Genomic DNA, 21,212 nt, shown 5'->3' on the forward strand with positions numbered 1-21,212 from the left:
CGGACGGCCGAAACCCTCGCACACGGAAGGATGATCTTGTCCACGGACGGCTGAGGCGGACACCCGAGCGGTGGCCGAGGAGAGCTGACGGCCTTTCACTCGCCTTATGCGCAGCCTTACATCGATCCGGCCCTGGTACCTGGGCATCGTCACGCCACCGCTCGCCGTGGCCACCACGCTCGCCGCTCTGCTCACGCTGAGCCCACCCGCGTCGGCCGCACCGGCGCCCGATGTCCCGACTGTCGCCGCGGCGCCGGAAGCCGCCTCGCCATCCGCGTCGGACGCCGACGCTGGCGCCGTGCCGGACGCCGAAGCGGCCGCCGCTCCGGCGGACGCGGTGGACAGTCCGGCGGTGCTGGCCCGTGCGGTGCACTTCAAGGGGGCGGCGTTCGACACCTGCCAGGCACCGCCGCTGGCGACGATGAAGGCCTGGCGGTCCTCGTCGTACCGAGGGGTCGGCGTCTACTTCGCGGGGCGCGGGCGCGGCTGCCCGAACCAGCTCCACCTCAGCCGGAGCTGGCTGGCGAGCGTGGACGGGATGGGCTGGCGGGTGCTGCCGATCTTCGTCGGCTCGCAGTCGCCGTGTGTGCGGTCGGAGGCGAAGCGGAAGGTGCGGATGGGCAGTAACTCGGCGACCCAGGGCCGGACGGAGGGGAGGCAGGCGGCCGAGGCGGCCGGGAGGCTGGGCATCCGTCAGGGCAGCGCGCTCTATCTGGACATGGAGGCGTACGACGCGGGCAACGCGGGGTGCGCCCGGACGACGCTGGCGTTCGTCCGGGCCTGGAACCGAGAGGTGCGCGGCCAGGGCTTTCTGCCGGGGTTCTACAGCAGCGCCGCCTCCGGTGTGCGGCACATGGAGCAGGCCAGACGGGCCGGGCAGTCCGATCTGCCGTCGGTGATGTGGTTCGCGCGGTGGGGCTCGGGGTCGTCCCTGTACGGGGAGCCGAGCCTGCACACGGACGCCTGGCGGCCGCACCGGCGTATCCACCAGTACGCGGGGAACGTGACCGAGACGCACGGCGGGCGCCGGCTCGTGGTGGACCGGAACACGGTGGACGCCCCGGTCGCGCGGTTCCGACCCTGACGAGCTCCGGGGCGTCCTCCACCTTCAGGAGGTGCAGCCACCCCTACCCGTACAACCTGAGAGGGACCCCGCTTCGCGACCTGGGGCCGATCCGTTGCGTAGCGGGCGCTCCTAGCGTGGAGGTATGACCACGCCTGTCTGCACCAGCGCCTCCCGGGCGGCGACGCCATACCCGTCGTTCGCCTCGTACATGAGGGCCCGAGGGCCCGTGCTGCTGCGCACCGCACGCTCGCTGACCGCGAACCCGAGCGACGCCGAGGACCTGCTGCAGACGGCCCTCACCAAGACGTACGTCGCCTGGGACCGGATCGAGGACCACCGCGCCCTCGACGGCTATGTGCGCCGTGCGCTCCTCAACACCCGGACCTCGCAGTGGCGCAAGCGCAAGGTGGACGAGTTCGCCTGCGACGAGCTGCCCGAGCCGGAGACGGTGCCGGAGCCGGACCCGGCCGACCAGCAGGTCCTGCACGACGCGATGTGGCGCGCCGTGATGAAGCTGCCCGACCGCCAGCGGGCGATGGTCGTGCTGCGGTACTACGAGGACCTCAGCGAGGCGCAGACCGCCGAGGTGCTGGGCGTCTCCGTCGGCACGGTGAAGAGCGCGGTCTCCCGGGCGCTCGGCAAGCTCCGCGAGGACCCGGAGCTCGCCCCCGTCCGCTGACCGGAATCCGGGCGGCTGATACCGGGCGCAGGGGCCCGCGCACCACGTGACCTTGGTCTCGTGGGTGATTCATTACCTCCGGGTAGTGACATACCGCGCGGTACGTGAGCAGAATCGGCACACCCCTATCGCCACGTGGCGCACCGTAGCGCCCCCCGGGAGGCCGCCGTGCTGAGCACCATGCAGGACGTACCGCTGCTGATCTCGCGGATCCTGACCCACGGGTCCACGATCCACGGCAAGTCGCAGGTCACGACCTGGACCGGTGAGGCGGAGCCACGGCGCCGCAGCTTCGCCGAGATCGGGGGCCGGGCCGCACAGCTGGCACACGCCCTGCGTGAGCTCGGCGTCGAGGACGGCCAGGCGACCGCGACGCTGATGTGGAACAACGCCGAGCACGTCGAGGCGTACCTCGCGATCCCCTCCATGGGTGCGGTGCTGCACACGCTGAACCTGCGGCTCCCGGCCGAGCAGCTGATCTGGATCGTCAACCACGCGGCCGACCGTGTAGTGATCGTCAACGGTTCGTTGCTGCCGCTGCTGGCCCCCCTGCTGCCGCATCTGCCGACCATCGAGCACGTCGTGGTCTCCGGGCCCGGCGACCGTTCGCTGCTGGACGACATCGACGGCGCGGGGCCGCAGGTGCACGAGTACGAGGAGCTGCTCGCGGGCTGCCCGACCGTGTACGCGTGGCCGCAGCTGGACGAGCGCACCGCCGCCGCCATGTGCTACACCTCCGGCACCACGGGCGACCCCAAGGGCGTCGTCTACTCGCACCGGTCGGTCTATCTGCACTCGATGCAGGTCAACATGGCCGAGTCGATGGCGCTCACGGACAAGGACACCACCCTGGTCGTGGTGCCGCAGTTCCATGTGAACGCCTGGGGGCTCCCGCACGCGACCTTCATGACCGGCGTCAACATGCTGATGCCGGACCGCTTCCTGCAGCCCGCGCCGCTCGCCGAGATGATCGCGAGCGAGAAGCCCACGCACGCCGCCGCCGTGCCGACCATCTGGCAGGGACTGCTCGCCGAGGTCACCGCGCGCCCCCGCGACATCTCCTCGATGGCGAAGGTCACCATCGGCGGCGCGGCCTGTCCGCCCTCGCTGATGGAGGCGTACGACAAGCTGGGCGTGCGGCTCTGCCACGCGTGGGGCATGACGGAGACGTCGCCGCTGGGCACCATGGCCAACCCGCCGGCCGGGCTCTCGGCCGAGGAGGAGTGGCCGTACCGGGTCACCCAGGGCCGCTTCCCGGCGGGCGTCGAGGCGCGGCTGATCGGCCCCGGCGGGGAACTCCTGCCCTGGGACAACGAGTCTGCGGGCGAACTGGAGGTCCGGGGCGCCTGGATCGCGGGCGCCTACTACGGCGGTGCGGGCGGCGAGGACTTCCGCCCGGCCGACAAGTTCAGCGAGGACGGCTGGCTGAAGACCGGTGACGTCGGTGTGATCAGCCCCGACGGCTTCCTGACGCTCACCGACCGCGCCAAGGACGTCATCAAGTCGGGCGGGGAGTGGATCTCCTCGGTCGACCTGGAGAACGCCCTGATGGCCCATCCTGAGGTCGCCGAGGCCGCGGTCGTCGCGGTCCCCGACGAGAAGTGGGGCGAGCGCCCGCTCGCCACGGTCGTCCTGAAGCCGGGAGCGAGCGCCGACTACACGGCCCTGAAGGAGTTCCTCGCCCGGTCGGTCGCGAAGTGGCAGCTGCCGGAGCGGTGGACGATCGTCGAGTCGGTGCCGAAGACGAGCGTGGGGAAGTTCGACAAGAAGGTGATCCGCAAGCAGTACGCGGACGGCGAGCTGGACGTCACGGAGCTGCGCTGACGAGCGGCCCGGTGAGTCGGGGCGGGGCATGTTTCACGTGAAACATGCCCCGCGAGCGAGCCGGTGAGACGGGGGCCGGGTGTTTCACGTGAAACACCCGGCCCCCTTTCGCCGTTCAACAGGCCCTAGTTCGTGCCGATCTTCGCGAGCAGGTCGACGATCCGGCCCTGGACCTCGGCGCTCGTCGAGCGCTCGGCCAGGAACAGCACCGTCTCCCCCGCCGACAGCTTCGGGAGCTCCGGCTGGTTGAGGCCCGCCGAGGTGTAGACGACGAGCGGGGTGTGGTTCAACTGCCCGTTCGCGCGCAGCCAGTCGACGATCCCGGCGCGACGGCGGCGTACCTGCATCAGATCCATCACGACCAGGTTCGGCCGCATCTGGCCCGCCAGCGTCACGGCCTCGGTGTCGGTGGCGGCGCGGGCGACCTGCATACCGCGCCGCTCCAGAGTGGCCGTCAGGGCGAGGGCGATCTCCTCGTGCTCCTCGATCAGCAGGACCCGGGGCGGGTGCTGCTCGCTGTCGCGGGGGGCGAGGGCCTTGAGGAGTACGGCGGGGTCGGCGCCGTACGCCGCCTCGCGCGTCGCCTGTCCGAGCCCGGCCGTGACCAGCACCGGGACCTCGGCGGCGACGGCCGCCTGGCGCAGCGACTGGAGCGCGGTACGGGTGATCGGCCCGGTCAGCGGGTCGACGAAGAGCGCGGCGGGGAACGCCGCGATCTGGGCGTCCACCTCCTCGCGCGAGTGCACCACCACGGGCCGGTAGCCACGGTCGCTGAGCGCCTGCTGGGTGGAGACGTCGGGGGCGGGCCAGACGAGCAGCCGGCGCGGGTTGTCGAGCGGCTCGGGCGGCAGCTCGTCGTCCACGGGCCGCGGGTGCGGCCGGTTGGCGACCTCCACGGCGCCCCCGGGCCCGTCCAGCGGCTCAGGGCCCTCGGCGCCCTCGTCCGGTGCCCCTATGGCGTACGCGCGCCCCTGCCCCTCCGAGGGGGGCGACATCAGCGAGGTGGGGGACGGGCCGGGGCGCTCGGCCTCGGCACTCCCGGCCGGGCGCTCGCCCTCGGACGGCGTACCGAGCTTGCGGCGCCGCCCCGAGCCGGAGGAGCCGGACGTCTGCTGGGTGAAGGGCACGCCCTGGCCGAGGGTGCGCACGCTGATGGCACGGCCCTGGGAGTCGTCGTCGGACGTGGGGGCCGCCTCGGCGGGCAGGCAGGGGGGCGGCCGCTAAGGCCGGGGGCGCGGCGGCGAGTGCGGCCGTCGCGGTGGTGGCGAGCGCGGTGACGACGAGGCGACGCAGCATGCGGGCTCCACGGGGTGGACGGGGTGGGTCCGGCCCCACCGGGGTGAACGGATTCGCCCTGCCTAACGCGCCGGGGGGCCGGGCGTTGCGCACGGACCTCGGCACGGCTCGCGCACGGACTCCGCCACGGCCCCGCGCACGCACTCCGCCAGGGCCCCGCGCACGCACTCCGCCAGGGCCTCGGCGCCCGTCCCGAAGCCCCCTCCCGACCCCTCCCCGATCCGGGGCCCGACGGCCGGAAATCGTGGGTCGCCTAACGCTTTGCTCTGGCGCCCACCTGCCTAGTACCGTGGGGTGCGATTGGTGACGCGGAGCAAGGCTGTGTCATCATCTGCACGCACCACTCGCGCAGGCGAGAGGGTGTGCTGGAGGCGTCGCCTAGTCCGGTCTATGGCGCCGCACTGCTAATGCGGTTTGGGTCTTAAAGCCCATCGAGGGTTCAAATCCCTCCGCCTCCGCCAGCTGAACCCGAAGCCCCGGCCCCACGGCCGGGGCTTCGGCCGTTCCCGGGCGGGTTCCCTCGCGGGTCGGAGGCCGTTCCCGGACCGGTTCGGGAGGACTCCCCAGGGCGCTCCCCGGACTGGTCCGCCTCGCGCGGCTCTCGTAGGCCGACTCCCTGCCGCAGATCCGGTGACCCCGGTCACATTTCCCCTGTTACGGGCACATCGCCCCCACCGGACGCCCTCCCCCGCCTTCGCCCGCGCAGAGGCGTTTTCGCAGGTCAGGAGGGGTATGGCCAATGGATTTCGCGTGACGGCGCAGGTCATGTAATGTTGTTCCCGCAACGCCGACCGGGAAGAAAAAAACCGGGAAGCAACGCAACAAGCACTCGTAGCTTAACGGATAGAGCATCTGACTACGGATCAGAAGGTTGCAGGTTCGAATCCTGCCGAGTGCACAGCAGGCCAGAGGCCCCGGAGAAATCCGGGGCCTCTGGCGTTTCCTGGGTGTACAGCAGCGAAGTACCGCAACGGGTCGGCGGGAGACGTCAGCCGGTGCCGCCCATCGCGTCGGACAGCTTGCCGATAGCAGCGCGCACCGCTTCCTCGCTCGCTTCGGCGTAGACCTCCATCGTCATCGCGATCTGCGAATGCCGAAGGATGCGCTGCGCGACCTTCGGATGGACCTTCAGAGCCACCAGGAGCGAACTGCACGTGTGGCGAGTGTTCCGGAGCGGGATCACGCGCACTCCGGCGCGACGGGCCCGCAGGGCGAACATCCGGGTCAGGTTTCCCGGCTCGATCGGGGTGCCGTACTTCGTGGTGAAGACGAGCCCGTGGCTGTCCTGCCACAGCTCGCCGACCGCTTTCCGGTCCCCGGCCTGCTGAGCGCGGCGCATCCGCAGCGCCTTGAGGCAGACGGCGGGCAGCGGTAGGAAGTCGTCCGACTCCTCGGTCTTGGTCTCGCGGTGCAGGATCTGCCGCCCGGCCCGCTGGATCTGGTGGTCGACGTACAGCTCCCCCGCCTCGAAGTCGACGGACTTCCAGGTAAGCCCCAGGACCTCCCCACGGCGCAGCCCCAGGCACAGCACGAGCATCCAGGCCGCGAAGAGGTGATCGTCCCGAGCGGCCCCGTCCGCGAGGAACTGGCCTGCTTCGGCGACGGACCACGGCTTGATCCGGCGCCGACGTGGCTTGGGGACCTTCACCAGCGAAGCGACGTTCTTCCCGATCTCCTCCTCGGTCACGGCGTGCGTGAGGGCGGCGCGTAAGGCGTCACGGGCGCCCTGGACGACGCGGCGGGACGGGTACGACTCGCAGCACTCCCCGGCCGCGCAGCACTTCCGCCGACTCGGCTCTCGCTTGGCGTCCTTCTTCTGGGCGCAGCACTGGCAGATGGTCGAGAGCTTGGTCAGCCACTCCCGCACGTCCCGGACCGTCAGTTTGTCCAGCCGCTTCGCACCCAGGTGCGGGCCGATGTAGAGCCGGACGTATCCCTCGTACGAGACGTAGGTGAGCGGGGCGAGGTTCGGCTTCACGATCGAGTCCAGCCAGTAGGCCAGGAAGACGGACAGCGTGCGGTGGCGGGTGGCCACGGGCCCCTTCTTCGCCTCCATGTGGAGCGCGAGCCACTTGTCGTGCACCTCGTCCCGGGTCTTGCCGTAGACGTACTTCCGCTTGCGCTTGCCGTCCGGAGTGTCCACCCAGACGTACGCGGCGAAGCCGTTCTTGTACGGGTAGATCGAGCCTTCGCCATTGGCGCGCTTGCCGCTCACGCCGACCACCGGGCCTCTGCTTCGGCGGCGACGTTCGCGACGTACTCATCCACCCAGGCGGGCAGGATGCGCCGGTTGCGGCCGACCTTCACGGAGCGGATCTCCCCCGTCAGGATCAGCATCTTGGTCTTGGAGAGGCCGAAGCCGAGCATGGCGGCGACCTCCGCCGTCGTGTGCCACTTCGGTCGGATCACGGTGTTCATGCAGCGGCTCCTTTCGTGCTGCCTGGTGTGAGTGAGGCGGCAAGCCATTCCGCGCCCGGGGGCAGGCCGACACCGGCGTAGGCCCAGTGCGCGAGGACGAGCGTGGATCCCTGCGGGGCCGCCGGGGGCGCGGCTTGGTCCCGGCGCCAGTCGGCGCGGGCTTCGCGGAGGGCGCCGAGCGTCGTGGAGTACTGGCGGGACTTGGTGGAGAAGTGGCCGCGGAAGCCGAGCATGTGGGCCCAGGCCCGTAGCCGGAGGTCTGCCAGGTCTTTGCGGGCACCGAGCCACCAGGCCGTGCGGATCAGGCGGCGGGCGTGGTCCGTGAGGTCGAGTCCGGCGAGTTCGGCGATGAAGCGGAGGGGGCGGTCAAGGGTGCCGGTCGCGGCTTCGGCGCCCTTGGTCGCGTACTTGGCGATGTACGCGGCCACGGCGCGGTCGGTCAGATTTTGGCCGCCCTCAAAGTGCCGGCTGCGAATGGTGCGGACGTCGAGCTGGCGGCCGAAGGCGAAGGTGTGGGGGCGGCCGTCGACGACTGGCCCGGCGGCGCGGGCCCCGGTGGCGGCGGTCTGGATCGCGTCGGCGAGGAGTTCGGCCGTCGCCCAGGCAGGGGGCGGGGTGCTGCCGCCGGACGGGCCGTCGAGGCGGATGACGGCGTGGAAGTGGACGGCGCCGCGCTTCTGGTACTCGGCGACCTTGGCGAAGGACACGCGGGCGTGGTCGCGGAACTCTCGTTGGGTGAGTCCCGCGCGCTTGGCGATCTCGCGGCGCAGGTGGATCGTGAAGCGGCGCCACAGCGGCCCGGCATGGGCGTTCCACAGGACGGCGGCTTCGTAGTCGTAGGTGGTGGGGTCGATGGGTGAGCCGAGTAAGGCGTCGTCCTGGTCGTGCCGAACGCCGCAGCGGCAGGGGCGCTCTCCCGGCCGGTTGTGGACCGGGCCGAAGGACGGGGCCGTGAAGGTGGCGAACACGCGCGGGTGGTCTGCGACTTCCTCCGGTACGCCCTTGCCGCCCCGCAGGCCGGAGCTGATCAGGTGGTACGTGTCGCGGCGGTACGTCTCGGCGCAGGCGGGGCAGCGGGTTGTACGCCGGTTGTTGCAGCGGACCATGAGGTGACCGGCGGGCAGGTCGCGGGAGTTGAGGTGGTGGAGGACGCCGCCGATCTCGCCGGTCGTCGTGTCCAGGTGGTGCGTAGTGCGGTGGCCGTCGAGCCGGATGGGCTGGGCGCAGCCGCCGAGGCCGTTGAGTTGGCGGGCGAGGGCGGGCAGGTTGCCGAGGGCGGCGAGCGAACTGATCTGGACTATCGGGGGCGGTGTCACAGCCGTACGGGGGTTGATGGGCGTGCTCCTTCGGGTGAGCGGGGCGGGGCCTGGTGGTGGTCGGCCCCGCCCCGGGGTCAGTGGCGGGGCGGCTTGAGCAGGGAGCGCAGGACCACGGCGGCGATGGCCACCGAGACGGCCGCGACGGCGACGGCGGCCAAGAGTGCGGTGAGCACCACACCGCCGACGACCAGGGCGACGACCAGGCCCGTACCTCCGCTGAACTGGCGGACCGCCGGAAGCGGTGACGGGGCCGAGTGCGGGGTGGTGTGGCAGGCGCAGCCGGGCGCGGGCGAGTCGGCGGCCCGCGTGACAGGGAGCGGAGGTGCGGCGGGGTACTTGGGGCGGAACACGATCAAGTCCCTCCTAGCTAGACGTCTAGATGAGTTGGGTTATCGATTGACGATGTCGACGCCCGTGCGCGTTCCGGACTCGATCGGCTCGGCCATGACGGTGCGGGAGAGCCAGAAGCCGAACAGGGCGATCACGACGGCGATCCAGACGCGGACGCCGAGGAACTTGATCGCGAACCAGACGAGCAGTCCGAGCACGAAGATCAGGGGCATGCTGACGGTCACAGGGCTACTCCTCGGTGGTGTTCAGCGCACGGGGCAACGGTGTGTGCGGGCCGCCAGTTCGGCGGCGGCGCGGGTGTCGTAGTCGTGCGAGAAGCCGCAGCGCGGGGCGGTGCAAACGGCTGTGTGCTTCTCGCGGCCCCGGCGGTCGTGGGCGGTGCCGACCTGGACGGGGCCGATGCGGACGACATCGCGGAAGCGGCGGAGCATGGACACGGCTGTCTCCCTGTCGTGTGAGGCGGGGCGTGCGGTGAGGCCGTTCTCAGAGGTGGGCGGCGATCGCGTCCGCGAGGGGCGCGGGTACGCCGAGCCGGGTGCGCAGGGTCTCGTTGTCGATGGGTGCGCCGGTACGGGCGCGGTGGTCGTCGGCGAGCTTGCGGGCGTGGGCCACGAGTGCGGGCGGGACGCGGGGAGCCGTGGGGGCGATCTCCGGGGTCGACGCTGGTTCCTGGAGTGGCGAGTCGGGCTGTACGCCGGGTTCTGTTGCTGCCTCCGGCGTGTGGGCGAGGAGCGTGCCGCCGAGGAACGCGACCGCCGGCCAACCCGCCACGAGGATGCGGAGCCAGGCGGGCACGTGCTGGAGATCGAGCAGCCCGGCCGTGGCGATGTTGGCGCCCAGCGAGGCGGTGAGTGCCACGAGGAACCAGCCCCAGGCCGCTCCCCTGTCCCGCCCGGACCGGAGCCGACGCCAGGCGGCGACGAGCAGCAGGTCCACGGAGACCGGATAGGCCCAGGCTTTCCAGCCGTCCTGCCCGGCGGCCGAGGCGAGATCGTGGAGGTGGGCGAAGGAGAGAGCGGCAGCGATCACCGCTTGGACGAGTACGGGGTCGACGCGGGCGGAGCGGCGAGGGCGCACGGGGCCTACCCCTCACGTCGTCGATGCGAACGGCTTCAGCCGGGCCAGGGCGGGAGCCCGGTGGGCGTGGTCGCGACAGACTGCCGCCGCGTCGGCCAGCGAGAGGTACGGCGTACGGATGCGGGACCAGCCGCCCGAGGTGTCACCGGCGACGGCCAGGCCGGGGCGTTCGGCCGGGATGAGACAGGCGGCGCCGACCGCTTCCGGGGCGATGTCGCCGAGGGCCATCTTGGCGGACGCTTCGTCGTTCACGCGGTGGCAGACACGGCCGCTGAGCTGGGCACGGAGCATGGTCGCGCCCTTGCCGAGCTCGGCGCCGAAACGCTGGCCGCAGACCTCCAGGTACATCCCGGCGGCGCGGCCGAGCTGAGCGAGCCGGACGAGCAGGGTGACCATCTCGTCTCGCCGCTCCTCGTCCTTCCGCGTCGCGGTGAGGAACAGCTCTGCCACCTCGTCCACAAACAGCACGATGGGCACGGGCCGTTCGTTTTCCAGCAGACCCCAGAGGTCGGAGGTGATCTCCTCGTCCGGGGTGTCCGGCTTCAGCCCCTGGCGGCTCTTGATCAGGTCGTAGCGGTCCTCCATCTCAGCGACCAGGGCGGGCAGCAGCTCGGCCGCCTGGTCGGGGTCGGTGGCGAGGGCGGACAGGCGTGGGGCGAAGGGCGAGAGCTCGACGCCCCGCTTGCAGTCGATCCCCACGAGGGCGACGTCCTGCGGCGCGAGTCCGGCGACCAGGTGCCGCAGGAACATGGATTTGCCGGAGAGGGTCGCGCCGAGGGTTAGCTGATGGGGGACGGCGCGGTAGTCCCGTACGTACGGCGTACCGTCCTCGCGCAGGGCGACCGGCACGCTCAGGTGGCCGACCGGCAGGCGGCGGGGCATGCGGACAGTGCGCAGTACGTCGTAGCCGACCACCCGCAGCTCCACCGTTCCGGGCTTGACCACGGAGACGTACACCCCGTGGACTCCCCAGGCGTGCCGCAGCCGTTCGGCGGACGCGGCTATGTCGGCGGGTTCCTGGCCGGGCGCCAGGCGCAGCCGTATGCGTAGCCCGGTGGCGGTCGGGCGGATCAGGCCCCGGCGGGGAGGCACGGGCCGCACTTCGCGACGCGTGGCCGCCTGGACGGCGAAGGCGCGCCAGCGGGAGGGCGGAACGGTCAGGCCGCAGGAGTCCATGACGGACCCGTACGAGCCGATCAGGCGAGCCGACGCGGCCGGGAGCCCGAACGCCGCCCAGTAGGCGGGCTGGTGCTTGGCCCGGAGGTAGGCGGCCGTTCCGGTGGTGGCGGCGAGCGGCCCGCCTATCTCGATCAGCGGAGTCCAGCCGGTCATCAGGCCGCGTCCTGAGCGGTCGGGATGGAGAGGGCGGCCGGGGCGACGGCTTCGGCCCGGAAGGCGATGCCGTGCCGCTGCTGCCCGTTGAAGACGCTTTCCCACGGGCGGGCAATGAGCCCGAGGAGGGTGACGGGCGAGCCGAGGGCGAGGCCGTCGGTGATGCCGCTCTCCGGTACCGAGACCTGGAGCAGGGACGATTCCCCGGACTCGATGTAGACGACGCCCAAGCGCATCAGCGTCTCGCCGGTCGTCGCGTCCGTGGCCACTTCGCCGGACTGGCGGTCCTTCACCTTCGGGGTGGGCGCCTCGGTCAGGAGGATCGTGGCGCCGGTCGTCTCAACACGGATGGAACGCAAGGTGGTTCTCCTTCACAACGTCTAGTTGTCTAGATGAGTGTCACGCTGTGAACCCGAACGGGCGGGAACGAGAACCACCTTGCCACGCTTCTCAGCTACTCGTCTATACGAGTTGGGGTGTGGAGCTAGACGAGTCCGAAAGCCGACGGGTTGGCTGAAACCCGCGACCGATCAGACTCAAGTGCTCTCAGGTGGCGGGGAGTTGGTAGGCGAGGACGAAGGCATCGGCTGCCATGACGGTGTCGCAGACCTCGACGGCGCGGCCCTCGGTGTCGTACGCGGTACGGATCAGATGGATCACGGGCACGCCGGAGGCGAGATGAAGCGTGCGCACCTCGTGCGGGGAGGGCATGCGGGCGCGGATCTCCTCGTCGAAGTGGTCCAGGCGGTGGCCCTTCTCCTCCAGGCGGGCGTAGATGCCGCCGGGCCCGGGGTTGGGCTCGGCGATCTGCGTGCCGCGCGCGATGTCGAGGGGGAGGTACGAGGTCGCGAACTCGACCGGGCGGCCATCGATCAGATAGCGGCGACGGCGGGCGAGGACCTTGCGCGGAGAGCCGAGACGGGCGGCGACGTCCTGGGAGGGCTTCTCCTCCTTCACCTCCAGGCCGTCGACTTCGGAGTGGACGCCCGCGGCTTCGGCCTCCACCGTGAAGGCGGACTTGCCCTGATCGCGGTGGCGGCGGGCGAACCGGTCGGAGGCGAGACGGCGCACGGGCGGCCGGGGTCGTACGAAGACGCCCTTGCCGTGTTCGGAGACCGCGAGTCCTTCGCCCTGGAGGATCGAGAGGGCGTTGCGAACGGTCATGCGGGAGACGCCGTAGTGGTCGACAAGTTCCGTCTCCGAGGGCAGCTTGTCGCCCTCGCGGAAACGGCCCTTGTCGATGGATTCGCGCAGGTGGTCGGCGATCTGGCGGAACACAGCGCGGTCACTGGTCGGGTCCAGCACGCCCAGAAGACCGGACGAGAGAGCCATGTACGTACTCCTTTGGATATCTAGACGAGCAGGTGACCCGGATCGCTATGGTGGAGAGCCTAGCCAGACCCGGGAGGGCCGAGGAACGTGAGCACCGATCGCCCGCACTCCGTCAGCGTCGCTGGCGTCATCGTCGACGACGCGGGCCGCGCGCTCGTGATCAAGCGGCGCGACAACGGTAAGTGGGAGCCGCCCGGCGGCGTGGTCGAACGCGAGGAATCCCTTCCCGAAGCGTTGCAGCGTGAAGTCCTGGAGGAAACCGGCATCAAGATCGCCCTCCCGGCGATGTTGACCGGCGTGTACAAGAACATGACCGGCCTGATCGTCTCTTTGGTCTTCCGCTGCGAAGCCATCGACGGCGCTCCCACGGTCGGCGACGAGACCCGCGCACTGCGTTGGGTCACCCGCGAGGAAGTGGTCGAGCTCGCCGACGAGGCGTACGCGATCCGCGTCCTGGACGCACTGGATCGCATGTCCCCGCCGGCCGTCCGCGCACACGACGGCGTTCGACTCATCTAGCACGAGCCCCGTGAAACCACGGCCGCAGGCCGCCTACCAGCACGGAGTCACTTGTATGGACGAGTATATGAGTAGAGCAGGAGTCTGGGGACTGATCTGCCCAGGTTCCCCGGAAGAAGTTGCCCGCGCCCGGCGCTGGACCCGGGATGTCTTACGGGCGCACCCCCGGGTCGACGACGTGGTTCTGGTCGTGAGCGAGCTGGGGACGAACGCGCTGACGCACACGGCGGGGGATGCGCTGCGGGTCATGCTCACGGTGACCGAGGGCCGGGTGACTGTGGCCGTCACGGACTCGGGCGGCGCCCCGCAGGGGCCGAAGGTCACTGAGGCGGCGGAAGAGGCCATCCATGGCCGGGGGTTGAGCATCGTCATGGCACTCGCGCACCGCCTGGCGGTCACGGGCGACGAGGCGGGACGCACAGTCACGGCGGAGCTCCCGTGGTGAGGGGGCCGGGGTTCCTGTGCGAGTTCTCGGTCGAGCGCCGGGACACGGGGGAGCGCGTCAACCAGGCCGCCCTGGAGGTCGACTCGGTGGAGGCGGCGGTGCGCTGGATACGGGTCGCGGTGCGGACGGCGCTGCCGGGGTTCGAGGGCGAGACGCTGCGGGCGGCACGGGCGTTCCTGGCGAACGGCCGGAAGGCGGAACGAGAGCTCCGCGAGAAGCAGTTGACGACCCTGACCCTGGTCCAGGGTTCCCTGACCATGGTGTGGCTGGTCAGCCCGATAGCGGCGGGCGAGCGCCGACGCATCTGTGTATGGCCGTGGGCCTGAGCCTGAGTAACAACTTTCTCTACAGGTTCAAGGCGGCTCGCTCCGCTCCCCGCGCGCGGCCCGGCCCCCGGCCGGGCCTGCGCTCCTGTCTCCGCCCCGCTCTGGCCCGGCCGGCGCCCGTGCCGCGCGCATGGCGATCAGCCGCCTGATGTCAGAGAAGGGGTACGTCGTGGCTGGGGCGGTCGGCTCCACGGCTTTAGGCAGCCACTTTGGCGCGAGCCTCGAAGATCATGGCCCCACGTCGTGCTTGAGCGGGCAGGTCCACGGACTGCCCGACGCGCCGGAGCTTACGGGGCCATGATCACTCGCGCCAAAGCAGCTCCCGCCCAAAGCCGCTCCGCCGACCGCGCGTTTGCCTGCGGGAGCTGCGTGGACGGTGCGCCAAGCTAGAGACGAGTTTCGGCCGACCTCGGGTGCCGAAGCGGGGGCGACTGAAGCCTAACTAAGCCTAACTGAGGCCTACTAAGGCTTACTAATGCTGCTTGCGGACTCTAAATCTCGGCTAGTAACGCCTAGAAAGTGCTAGATGCAGCCGTGAAAGATCTCGTTTGGTGGCGGCGGTAGATCTTTACTTTCGACTTCCATCATGGATCTGACCAGGGAAAGTTGATCCGATCAAGATCCGTGCGGCCTTAGGGTGCCTCTACTCGCCAGCAGGCTGACTTGATGCAATTCGATGGTCAGTCTCTCGCTCAAGGTAGAGGGCACGATGGGTCCAGATAATGTGAAGGCCCGCGCAAGATCAGGCAATGGGTTGATTCCTAATGCGGCGGGCCCTGAATGCGGAGGTCAAGATTGAGTGTGTCCCTGACTTCACAGGGTTTGTCTGACAGGCATCCCCGACCATGGCTAATTGCGATCATCGTCGTGGTGATCCTCGCGTCACCTCGATGTGCTGAGGTGGTCGGTGCGTGCACGGACACCGCAGCCTTCCTTGCCCTGCTACTCGGGAGCTTCGGTACAGCAATGAAGTACAGCAACCACAGCAACCGATCCTGTTCGGCAGCGCCCATCTAGGGTCATAGCGTGACCGCTATGACCGCCCCTGACCGATCCCGCTAGAGCTACGGATCAGAAGGTTGCAGGTTCGAATCCTGCCGAGTGCACAGGCGAAAGGCCCCCCGGAGAGATCCGGGGGGCCTTTCTCGTAGGTCCGGCCGGTCTGTCCGGCCTCGGCGCGGCCCCCCGTTGTCAGTGGCCCCCGCTACCGTCGAAGACATGGCTGGGGTGTGGCGCAGTGGTGGGGTTCGTTGGGGGAGTGACGGGCCTGGGCTGGTGTGGGTTGATGGGCGCCATCCCCCGCTCCACCCGCCCCGTCCAGCGGGACCAGCTCCACCTTGCCGTGGGGCGGCACCGCGCCGCCCAGGATGCTCTCCGGCCCGGCACCGGCCGCGTCCACGGCCACATAGGGCTTGCCGCCCTCTCCGCCGCACGCGGCCAGCGCGCCGCCCAGGGCGAGCGTGGCGGCCGCCGATACGCCGATCAACGCAGCACGTCGCATCGCGCCAGTGTTACTGACGCCCCGTCAATTGTGAACCCCGGAACGGGGCTGAGCCGGGGAAGAGGGACGCACCCAGCGCTGAAAGGGTGCCGCCGCGGCCACCCGTGCCGCCCCCAGCGGCACGATTGCCCGCAGCTGGGGGGGGGAGGGGGCCGGCCCTAGTCCGCGATCAACCCCTCCCGGAGCTGGGACAGGGTCCTCGTCAGGAGGCGGGAGACGTGCATCTGGGAGATGCCGACCTCCTCGCCGATCTGGGACTGCGTCATGTTCGCGAAGAAGCGGAGCATGATGATCTGGCGTTCGCGCGGGGGGAGTTTGGCCAGGAGCGGCTTGAGGGACTCGCGGTACTCCACGCCCTCCAGCGCCGCGTCCTCGTAGCCGAGGCGGTCCGCGAGGGAGCCCTCGCCGCCGTCGTCCTCGGGGGAGGGCGAGTCGAGCGAGGAGGCCGTGTACGCGTTGCCGACCGCCAGGCCGTCCACCACGTCCTCTTCCGAGACGCCCAGGACCGCCGCCAGCTCCGGCACCGTCGGTGAGCGGTCGAGCTTCTGGGCCAGCTCGTCGCTCGCCTTGGTGAGGGCCAGGCGGAGCTCCTGGAGGCGGCGCGGGACCCGCACCGACCAGGACGTGTCGCGGAAGAAGCGCTTGATCTCACCGACCACCGTCGGCATCGCGAAGGTGGGGAACTCGACCCCGCGCTCGCAGTCGAAGCGGTCGATCGCCTTGATCAGGCCGATCGTGCCGACCTGGACGATGTCCTCCATCGGCTCGTTGCGGGAGCGGAACCGCGCCGCCGCGTACCGCACCAGCGGCAGGTTGAGCTCGATCAGGGTGTCGCGTACGTACGTACGCTCCGGGCTCTCCGCGCTGCCCAGGGCGGCCAGCCGCAGGAACAGGGAGCGGGAGAGCGTGCGGGTGTCCAGCGGCTCGTGGGAGCCCGTCGTCTCCCGCCTGGGGGCGGTGACGGTGGGCGCCGGACCGACGGAGCCGAGCGCCTCGGGGGAGCCGGGCACGGCGCAGATGTCGATGGCTTCCGAGCTCTCGCGCACATCGGGCGCGGGCACGCTCTTCATGAGCGTGAGCACCTGCACCTTCGAGCTGCCCTGTTCTGCGGACATGCCACCCCCTTGAGGTCGCGGACGGTCGCGGTGGCCACGACCATCGGAGGAACGCAGCCTCCACCTGAATACCGGAGGCGGAGCTGCGGCAAACGCGGTTCCAGCAGAATGTCACATGTCGGCAACACGCTGTAGTGACATGTCGACAAGTCAGGTGTGGATACCCGCAGTTAGCAGGGGGTGTGCCGGATGTGCCGCCGGATTGTTCACCCGGACGTGGATCACTCGATCCGGTTATGCCTCGATTCGATTTGCGGATCGAAGCCGCGCGAAGCTCCGGGCCAGCAGCCTGGACACATGCATCTGCGACACGCCCAGCTCCTGGCTGATCTGGGACTGCGTCAGATTGCTGTAGTAGCGCAGCATCAGGATCCGCTGCTCGCGCTCGGGCAGCTGTACGAGCAGATGGCGGACCAGGTCCCGGTGCTCGACCCCGGCCAGCGCCGGGTCCTCGTAGCCGAGCCGGTCGAGCAGGCCCGGCAGGCCGTCGCCCTCCTGGGCCGCCTCCAGGGAGGTCGCGTGGTACGAGCGGCCCGCCTCGATGCAGGCGAGCACCTCGTCCTCGCCGATCTTCAGCCGGTCGGCGATCTCGGCGGTCGTCGGCGAGCGGCCGTGAAGGGTCGTCAGGTCCTCGGTGGCCCCGTTGACTTGGACCCACAGCTCGTGGAGCCGGCGCGGGACGTGGACGGTGCGCACGTTGTCGCGGAAGTACCGCTTGATCTCGCCCACCACCGTCGGCATGGCGAAGGTCGGGAACTGCACCCCGCGCTCCGGGTCGAACCGGTCGATCGCGTTGATCAGCCCGATCGTGCCGACCTGGACCACGTCCTCCATCGGCTCGTTGCGGGAGCGGAACCGCGCCGCCGCGTACCGCACCAGCGGCAGGTTCGCCTCGATCAGCGCCCCGCGCACCCGGTGGTGCTCCGGCGTGCCCGGCTGCAGGCCCTTGAGCTGCCCGAAGAGGACCTGGGTGAGCGCCCGGGTGTCCGCGCCCCGGCTGCTGGTCCTGACAGGGGCCCGATGGCCTTCGGGGGGCTCCTGGGGCTCGTTCTGGGGCGGCACTTGAGGTGCGGTACTGGCCGGCACGGTCAACGCCACCCCTTTGAGGTCACTGCGTGGTCAATGTCGCGGTCAACTTCGGTCGAACCATCGTCGACTCATCCGTCAAAAGCGGTCATAGCATCACAAGACATGTCCACTGTGTGCAAGCACCGTATAACCACGTGTTGAGGGCAAGTTGGGCACAAGCCCCCGACGCTGCCCGCCTCCGGGCACGCGAAAGGCCCCGCACCACCCGGGTGCGGGGCCTCGTCACACGCGGTCTCAGAAGGGGTAGTCGGCGATCACCCAAGTGGCGAACTCGCGCCACTGCGCGGCCGCCGCCTGGTGGGCCGGGTGTTCGAGGTAGCGCTTGAGGGCGTCCGCGTCCTCGACCGCCGAGTTGATGGCGAAGTCGTAGGCGATGGGCCGGTCGGTGATGTTCCAGGCGCACTCCCAGAACCTCAGCTCGGGGACGAGCCCGTCCAGTTCCTCGAACGCCTTCACTCCGGCGGCCACGCGCGCCTCGTCGCGTTCCACACCCTCGTTCAGCCTGAAGAGGACCAGATGGCGGATCATGTGTGCTCCTTGCCGTACGTACGTGTCAGCGCCCCCGCTGATCGTACGAGCAGGACTGCGTGGTTCAGCGGACCAGCTCGGTCATGAACTGGCCGATTCCCTTGGCGGCGGAGGAGATGCCCTCGAACCCCGTCTGGACCATCCCCGCGGCCTCCACGGGCGAGGTGATGATCGTGTACAACACGAAGACGACCGCGCAGTAGAGCAGCACCTTCTTCACGTCCACGTGTGTGCACCCTCCCCGGCTCCCCTGTGCGCTCGCGTGAGTCTAACCAACACCACTTCCGCCGTCCTCACCCCGTCTTTAAGGACCAAGGGCCCCCGGATCGGGGCCCTTCGCCGGACGTTACGGACGTGACGGAGGAGCAGGATGGTTCCAGAGCCCAGCGGATCTGGCAGGAATCCGAGGGGCCGGAACAGGGCCTCACTGCGGGGTCCGCGCCGCGAGCTTCCCCCTGAACGCGGCATGGACTTGCAGGCCCGTTCTCGTCGGGGGGAGCGGCTTGTCCCCCCGATGCCGCTCCCCCCGTCCCCAACGCCAGAGCCCCGGTCGTCCTCGGCCGGGGCTCTCGTGCGTACGGACCCGTCGCGTACGGACCCGCGGAGCCGTCCGGGGACGCAAGAAGGGCCCCGACGCTGTCGGGGCCCTTCTGAGAGCGGTAGCGGAGGGATTTGAACCCTCGGTGACTTGCGCCACACTCGCTTTCGAGGCGAGCTCCTTCGGCCGCTCGGACACGCTACCGAGAGAGAGCTTAGCCCAAGGTGGCCCGTGGTTTGAAATCCGTATGCGGCGACCGGGGTGAGACGTGGGTCACGGCCCGGCCGGAGCCCGGCCGGCGCCCCGCCCCGCGTCCGGTCAGCGGTCCCGGAAGAAGGCCGTCAGCTGCCGGGAGCACTCCTCCTCCAGGACGCCCTGGATCACCTCGGGGCGGTGGTTGAGGCGCCGGTCGCGCACCAGGTCCCACAGGGACCCGGCCGCGCCCGCCTTCTCGTCGCGCGCCCCGTACACGACCCGTTCGACCCGGGACTGCACCAACGCGCCCGCGCACATGACGCAGGGCTCCAGGGTCACCACCAGCGTGCAGCCGGTCAGCCGCCACTCGCCGGTCTTCAGCGCCGCCCTCCGCAGCGCGACGATCTCCGCGTGCCCCGTGGGGTCGCCGGTGAGCTCGCGCTCGTTGTGGGCGGTGGCGAGCACCGTGCCGTCCGCGGACAGCACGACGGCGCCGACCGGCACGTCGCCGGCCAGCGCGGCCCGCCCGGCCTCCCCCAGGGCGGCGCGCATCGGCTCCGCCCAGGGGTCTCGTACGGGATCGTGCGCCACGGCCACTAGCGCACGGCCTCCAGGACCTCGGCCGCTCCCAGCGCGTCGGCGATCTCCACCAGCGCGTCCGAGTCGAGCGTGAGCAGCTGGCCCTCGCTCACGCCGAGGTCGGCGAGGATCGCGGTGTCCCCGAGCGGACCCGCGGGCACCGGGTCGAGGGCGTCCACGGCTTCGTCGTCCGGGTCCTCCTGTTCGTCGAGGTCGCCGTCCTCCGTGCCGTCGAGGTCCAGCGCGTCCAGGTCGTCGGCGCTGTCGTCGGCGGCCGGATCCCGGCCGAGCAGTTCGTCGGTGAGGAGGATCTCCCCGTACGAGGAACGGGCGGCGGCTGCGGCGTTGGAGACGTAGATGCGCGGGTCCTCCTCGCCGTCCACGCGGACGACGCCGAACCAGACATCCTCCTGCTCGATGAAGACGAGCACCGTGTCGTCGGCCCCGTCGGCCGTGGCCTCCCGGGCCAGGTCGGCGAGGTCGGACAGGGTCTCCACATCGTCGAGCTCTGTGTCGCTCGCTTCCCACCCGTCTTCGGTGCGCGCGAGCAGTGCGGCGAAGTACACCGTGACTCTCCCACTGGTCATAGGCGTGCCGGTTGGGGGTCCCCCCGGCCGTGGCTTCACTGGAATCGTTGCAGAAACAACGCCGTTGCGAGAGTTCTTCCGCGGTTGCGTTTCTCCGGGCGCCGCGTCGGTCCTCGCGCCGGTCGTGTTCCGGTCGTTTCTCAGGTCACCAGCGGAAGGTTCGCATGCGCATGGCCTGGCGCATACGGGCCGCGCGGGCGCGGCGGGGCTGGACGCGGTCGCGCAGGGCCTTCGCCTCGTGCAGCTCGCGCAGGAACTGGGCGCGCCGGCGCCGCCGCTCGGCGTCGGTCTCGGGCCGCGCGTCGCCCGTTTCGTCGCTGCCGTCCTGCTTGTCCGCCATGAGTGGGCACCGCCCCGGGGATCTGTCGGTCCCTCCCACCTTCCCTCGGGTGGGTGGTTTGATGCCAGCGCGGGCGGCGCGGGCGGGCCGTCCGCCCGGTTACTGTGGGGGTTATGCGTCTCCACGTCGTCGACCACCCCCTGGTCGCCCACAAGCTCACCACCCTGCGCGACAAGCGCACCGACTCGCCGACCTTCCGGCGCCTCGCCGACGAGCTGGTCACCCTGCTCGCGTACGAGGCCACGCGCGACGTGCGCACCGAGCAGGTCGACATCGAGACCCCGGTGACCCCGACGACGGGCGTCAAGCTGTCGTACCCGCGTCCGCTGGTGGTCCCGATCCTGCGGGCGGGCCTCGGCATGCTGGACGGCATGGTGCGCCTGCTGCCGACCGCCGAGGTCGGCTTCCTGGGCATGATCCGCAACGAGGAGACCCTGGAGGCCTCCACGTACGCGACGCGTATGCCGGAGGACCTCTCGGGGCGCCAGGTGTACGTCCTGGACCCGATGCTGGCGACGGGCGGCACGCTGGTCGCGGCGATCCAGGAGCTGATCAAGCGTGGTGCGGACGATGTGACCGCGGTCGTGCTGCTGGCCGCGCCGGAGGGTGTCGAGCTCATGGAGCGCGAGCTGGCGGGGACGCCGGTGACGGTGGTGACGGCGTCTGTGGACGAGCGGCTCAATGAGCACGGGTACATCGTGCCGGGGCTGGGCGATGCGGGTGACCGCATGTACGGCTCGGCCGAATAGCCGGTCG

At 70.4% G+C, this 21,212-nt stretch carries 26 protein-coding genes and 3 tRNA genes; 9 read left to right on the top strand and 20 right to left on the bottom strand.

Features of this window, described 5'->3' with window-relative positions:
* Positions 1 to 106: 106 nt before the first annotated feature.
* From A8W25_RS16735 to A8W25_RS16745, 3 genes are all read left to right on the top strand, one after another.
* The gene (locus A8W25_RS16735) at positions 107 to 1,084 is read left to right on the top strand and encodes a DUF1906 domain-containing protein (RefSeq protein ID WP_067162298.1); all 978 of its coding nucleotides are present in this window, start codon (positions 107 to 109) and stop codon (positions 1,082 to 1,084) included.
* Positions 1,085 to 1,208: 124 nt separating this feature from the next.
* A complete protein-coding gene (locus tag A8W25_RS16740; RefSeq protein ID WP_067162300.1) occupies positions 1,209 to 1,745 on the top strand; it encodes a SigE family RNA polymerase sigma factor in 537 nt (178 codons plus the stop codon).
* Between the two features lie 168 nt (positions 1,746 to 1,913).
* A complete protein-coding gene (locus tag A8W25_RS16745; protein ID WP_067162302.1) occupies positions 1,914 to 3,569 on the top strand; it encodes a long-chain fatty acid--CoA ligase in 1,656 nt (551 codons plus the stop codon).
* Positions 3,570 to 3,694: 125 nt separating this feature from the next.
* Here the strand turns inward: A8W25_RS16745 and A8W25_RS16750 are convergent, their stop codons facing one another.
* Positions 3,695 to 4,717, bottom strand: a complete 1,023-nt coding sequence (locus A8W25_RS16750) for a response regulator (RefSeq protein ID WP_067162303.1) — start codon at positions 4,715 to 4,717, stop codon at positions 3,695 to 3,697.
* A gap of 515 nt (positions 4,718 to 5,232) precedes the next feature.
* Between A8W25_RS16750 and A8W25_RS16755 the strand changes: the two genes are divergently transcribed.
* Together A8W25_RS16755 and A8W25_RS16760 are read left to right on the top strand one after the other, a co-directional pair.
* Positions 5,233 to 5,326 (top strand) — tRNA-Ser (locus A8W25_RS16755).
* A 364-nt stretch (positions 5,327 to 5,690) separates the two neighbouring features.
* Positions 5,691 to 5,763 (top strand) — tRNA-Arg (locus A8W25_RS16760).
* Between the two features lie 90 nt (positions 5,764 to 5,853).
* Here the strand turns inward: A8W25_RS16760 and A8W25_RS16765 are convergent.
* From A8W25_RS16765 to A8W25_RS16810, 10 genes are all read right to left on the bottom strand, one after another.
* The gene (locus A8W25_RS16765) at positions 5,854 to 7,089 is read right to left on the bottom strand and encodes a site-specific integrase (protein WP_199831766.1); all 1,236 of its coding nucleotides are present in this window, start codon (positions 7,087 to 7,089) and stop codon (positions 5,854 to 5,856) included.
* On the bottom strand, positions 7,077 to 7,283 hold the full coding sequence (locus A8W25_RS16770) for an excisionase family DNA-binding protein (protein WP_067162305.1): 207 nt from the start codon (positions 7,281 to 7,283) through the stop codon (positions 7,077 to 7,079). The genes A8W25_RS16765 and A8W25_RS16770 overlap by 13 nt, the downstream gene beginning before the upstream one ends.
* Positions 7,280 to 8,599 (bottom strand): replication initiator, encoded by a 1,320-nt coding sequence (locus A8W25_RS16775; RefSeq protein ID WP_234386478.1) that lies wholly within the window; start codon positions 8,597 to 8,599, stop codon positions 7,280 to 7,282. Before A8W25_RS16775 ends, A8W25_RS16770 begins: the two co-directional genes overlap by 4 nt.
* Before the next feature lie 77 nt (positions 8,600 to 8,676).
* On the bottom strand, positions 8,677 to 8,952 hold the full coding sequence (locus tag A8W25_RS16780; RefSeq protein ID WP_067164150.1) for a hypothetical protein: 276 nt from the start codon (positions 8,950 to 8,952) through the stop codon (positions 8,677 to 8,679).
* Between the two features lie 39 nt (positions 8,953 to 8,991).
* Positions 8,992 to 9,177 carry a hypothetical protein gene (locus tag A8W25_RS16785; RefSeq protein WP_067162307.1) on the bottom strand — a complete coding sequence of 62 codons (186 nt, stop codon included), beginning with the start codon at positions 9,175 to 9,177 and terminating at the stop codon, positions 8,992 to 8,994.
* Positions 9,178 to 9,198: 21 nt separating this feature from the next.
* Positions 9,199 to 9,390 carry a mobile element transfer protein gene (locus tag A8W25_RS16790; RefSeq protein ID WP_067162309.1) on the bottom strand — a complete coding sequence of 64 codons (192 nt, stop codon included), beginning with the start codon at positions 9,388 to 9,390 and terminating at the stop codon, positions 9,199 to 9,201.
* A 46-nt stretch (positions 9,391 to 9,436) separates the two neighbouring features.
* Positions 9,437 to 10,030: a DUF2637 domain-containing protein gene (locus A8W25_RS16795; protein WP_067162311.1), complete on the bottom strand. Its 594-nt coding sequence runs from the start codon at positions 10,028 to 10,030 to the stop codon at positions 9,437 to 9,439.
* Between the two features lie 12 nt (positions 10,031 to 10,042).
* A complete protein-coding gene (locus A8W25_RS16800; protein ID WP_067162312.1) occupies positions 10,043 to 11,362 on the bottom strand; it encodes an FtsK/SpoIIIE domain-containing protein in 1,320 nt (439 codons plus the stop codon).
* Complete coding sequence (locus A8W25_RS16805; RefSeq protein ID WP_067162314.1) at positions 11,362 to 11,721, bottom strand: hypothetical protein; 360 nt, start codon at positions 11,719 to 11,721, stop codon at positions 11,362 to 11,364. Before A8W25_RS16805 ends, A8W25_RS16800 begins: the two co-directional genes overlap by 1 nt.
* Positions 11,722 to 11,908: 187 nt before the next feature.
* On the bottom strand, positions 11,909 to 12,694 hold the full coding sequence (locus tag A8W25_RS16810) for a GntR family transcriptional regulator (RefSeq protein WP_067162316.1): 786 nt from the start codon (positions 12,692 to 12,694) through the stop codon (positions 11,909 to 11,911).
* 87 nt (positions 12,695 to 12,781) lie between these two features.
* Here A8W25_RS16810 and A8W25_RS16815 point away from each other — a divergent pair, with 87 nt between their 5' ends.
* The 3 genes from A8W25_RS16815 (at position 12,782) to A8W25_RS16825 (ending at position 13,984) form a co-directional block, all read left to right on the top strand.
* Positions 12,782 to 13,213, top strand: coding sequence for an NUDIX hydrolase (locus tag A8W25_RS16815; protein WP_067162318.1), 432 nt, complete (start codon positions 12,782 to 12,784; stop codon positions 13,211 to 13,213).
* 67 nt (positions 13,214 to 13,280) lie between these two features.
* Positions 13,281 to 13,658, top strand: coding sequence for an ATP-binding protein (locus A8W25_RS16820; protein WP_324616223.1), 378 nt, complete (start codon positions 13,281 to 13,283; stop codon positions 13,656 to 13,658).
* On the top strand, positions 13,652 to 13,984 hold the full coding sequence (locus tag A8W25_RS16825) for a hypothetical protein (protein WP_067162322.1): 333 nt from the start codon (positions 13,652 to 13,654) through the stop codon (positions 13,982 to 13,984). Before A8W25_RS16820 ends, A8W25_RS16825 begins: the two co-directional genes overlap by 7 nt.
* Before the next feature lie 1,204 nt (positions 13,985 to 15,188).
* Here the strand turns inward: A8W25_RS16825 and A8W25_RS34010 are convergent.
* From A8W25_RS34010 to A8W25_RS16860, 9 genes are all read right to left on the bottom strand, one after another.
* Positions 15,189 to 15,485 (bottom strand): hypothetical protein, encoded by a 297-nt coding sequence (locus A8W25_RS34010; RefSeq protein ID WP_158942577.1) that lies wholly within the window; start codon positions 15,483 to 15,485, stop codon positions 15,189 to 15,191.
* Positions 15,486 to 15,643: 158 nt separating this feature from the next.
* A complete protein-coding gene (locus A8W25_RS16830) occupies positions 15,644 to 16,600 on the bottom strand; it encodes an RNA polymerase sigma factor SigF (protein WP_067162324.1) in 957 nt (318 codons plus the stop codon).
* 234 nt (positions 16,601 to 16,834) lie between these two features.
* Entirely contained in the window at positions 16,835 to 17,686 is an 852-nt protein-coding gene (locus A8W25_RS16835) for an RNA polymerase sigma factor SigF (protein WP_067164152.1), read from the bottom strand.
* A 237-nt stretch (positions 17,687 to 17,923) separates the two neighbouring features.
* Positions 17,924 to 18,217, bottom strand: coding sequence for a Dabb family protein (locus A8W25_RS16840; RefSeq protein ID WP_067162326.1), 294 nt, complete (start codon positions 18,215 to 18,217; stop codon positions 17,924 to 17,926).
* Between the two features lie 64 nt (positions 18,218 to 18,281).
* Entirely contained in the window at positions 18,282 to 18,443 is a 162-nt protein-coding gene (locus tag A8W25_RS34410; protein WP_180357221.1) for a hypothetical protein, read from the bottom strand.
* 431 nt (positions 18,444 to 18,874) lie between these two features.
* A tRNA-Ser gene (locus tag A8W25_RS16845) sits at positions 18,875 to 18,959 on the bottom strand.
* A gap of 114 nt (positions 18,960 to 19,073) precedes the next feature.
* On the bottom strand, positions 19,074 to 19,502 hold the full coding sequence (tadA, locus tag A8W25_RS16850; protein ID WP_067164154.1) for a tRNA adenosine(34) deaminase TadA: 429 nt from the start codon (positions 19,500 to 19,502) through the stop codon (positions 19,074 to 19,076).
* Between the two features lie 44 nt (positions 19,503 to 19,546).
* Entirely contained in the window at positions 19,547 to 20,116 is a 570-nt protein-coding gene (locus tag A8W25_RS16855; protein ID WP_234386479.1) for a hypothetical protein, read from the bottom strand.
* Positions 20,117 to 20,261: 145 nt separating this feature from the next.
* Positions 20,262 to 20,456, bottom strand: coding sequence for a hypothetical protein (locus A8W25_RS16860; protein ID WP_067162330.1), 195 nt, complete (start codon positions 20,454 to 20,456; stop codon positions 20,262 to 20,264).
* A gap of 113 nt (positions 20,457 to 20,569) precedes the next feature.
* Here A8W25_RS16860 and upp point away from each other — a divergent pair, with 113 nt between their 5' ends.
* On the top strand, positions 20,570 to 21,205 hold the full coding sequence (gene upp / locus A8W25_RS16865) for a uracil phosphoribosyltransferase (protein WP_067162332.1): 636 nt from the start codon (positions 20,570 to 20,572) through the stop codon (positions 21,203 to 21,205).
* Positions 21,206 to 21,212 lie beyond the last annotated feature (7 nt).

It is taken from the genome of Streptomyces sp. ERV7, from assembly GCF_001653515.1.
Lineage (GTDB): Bacteria > Actinomycetota > Actinomycetes > Streptomycetales > Streptomycetaceae > Streptomyces.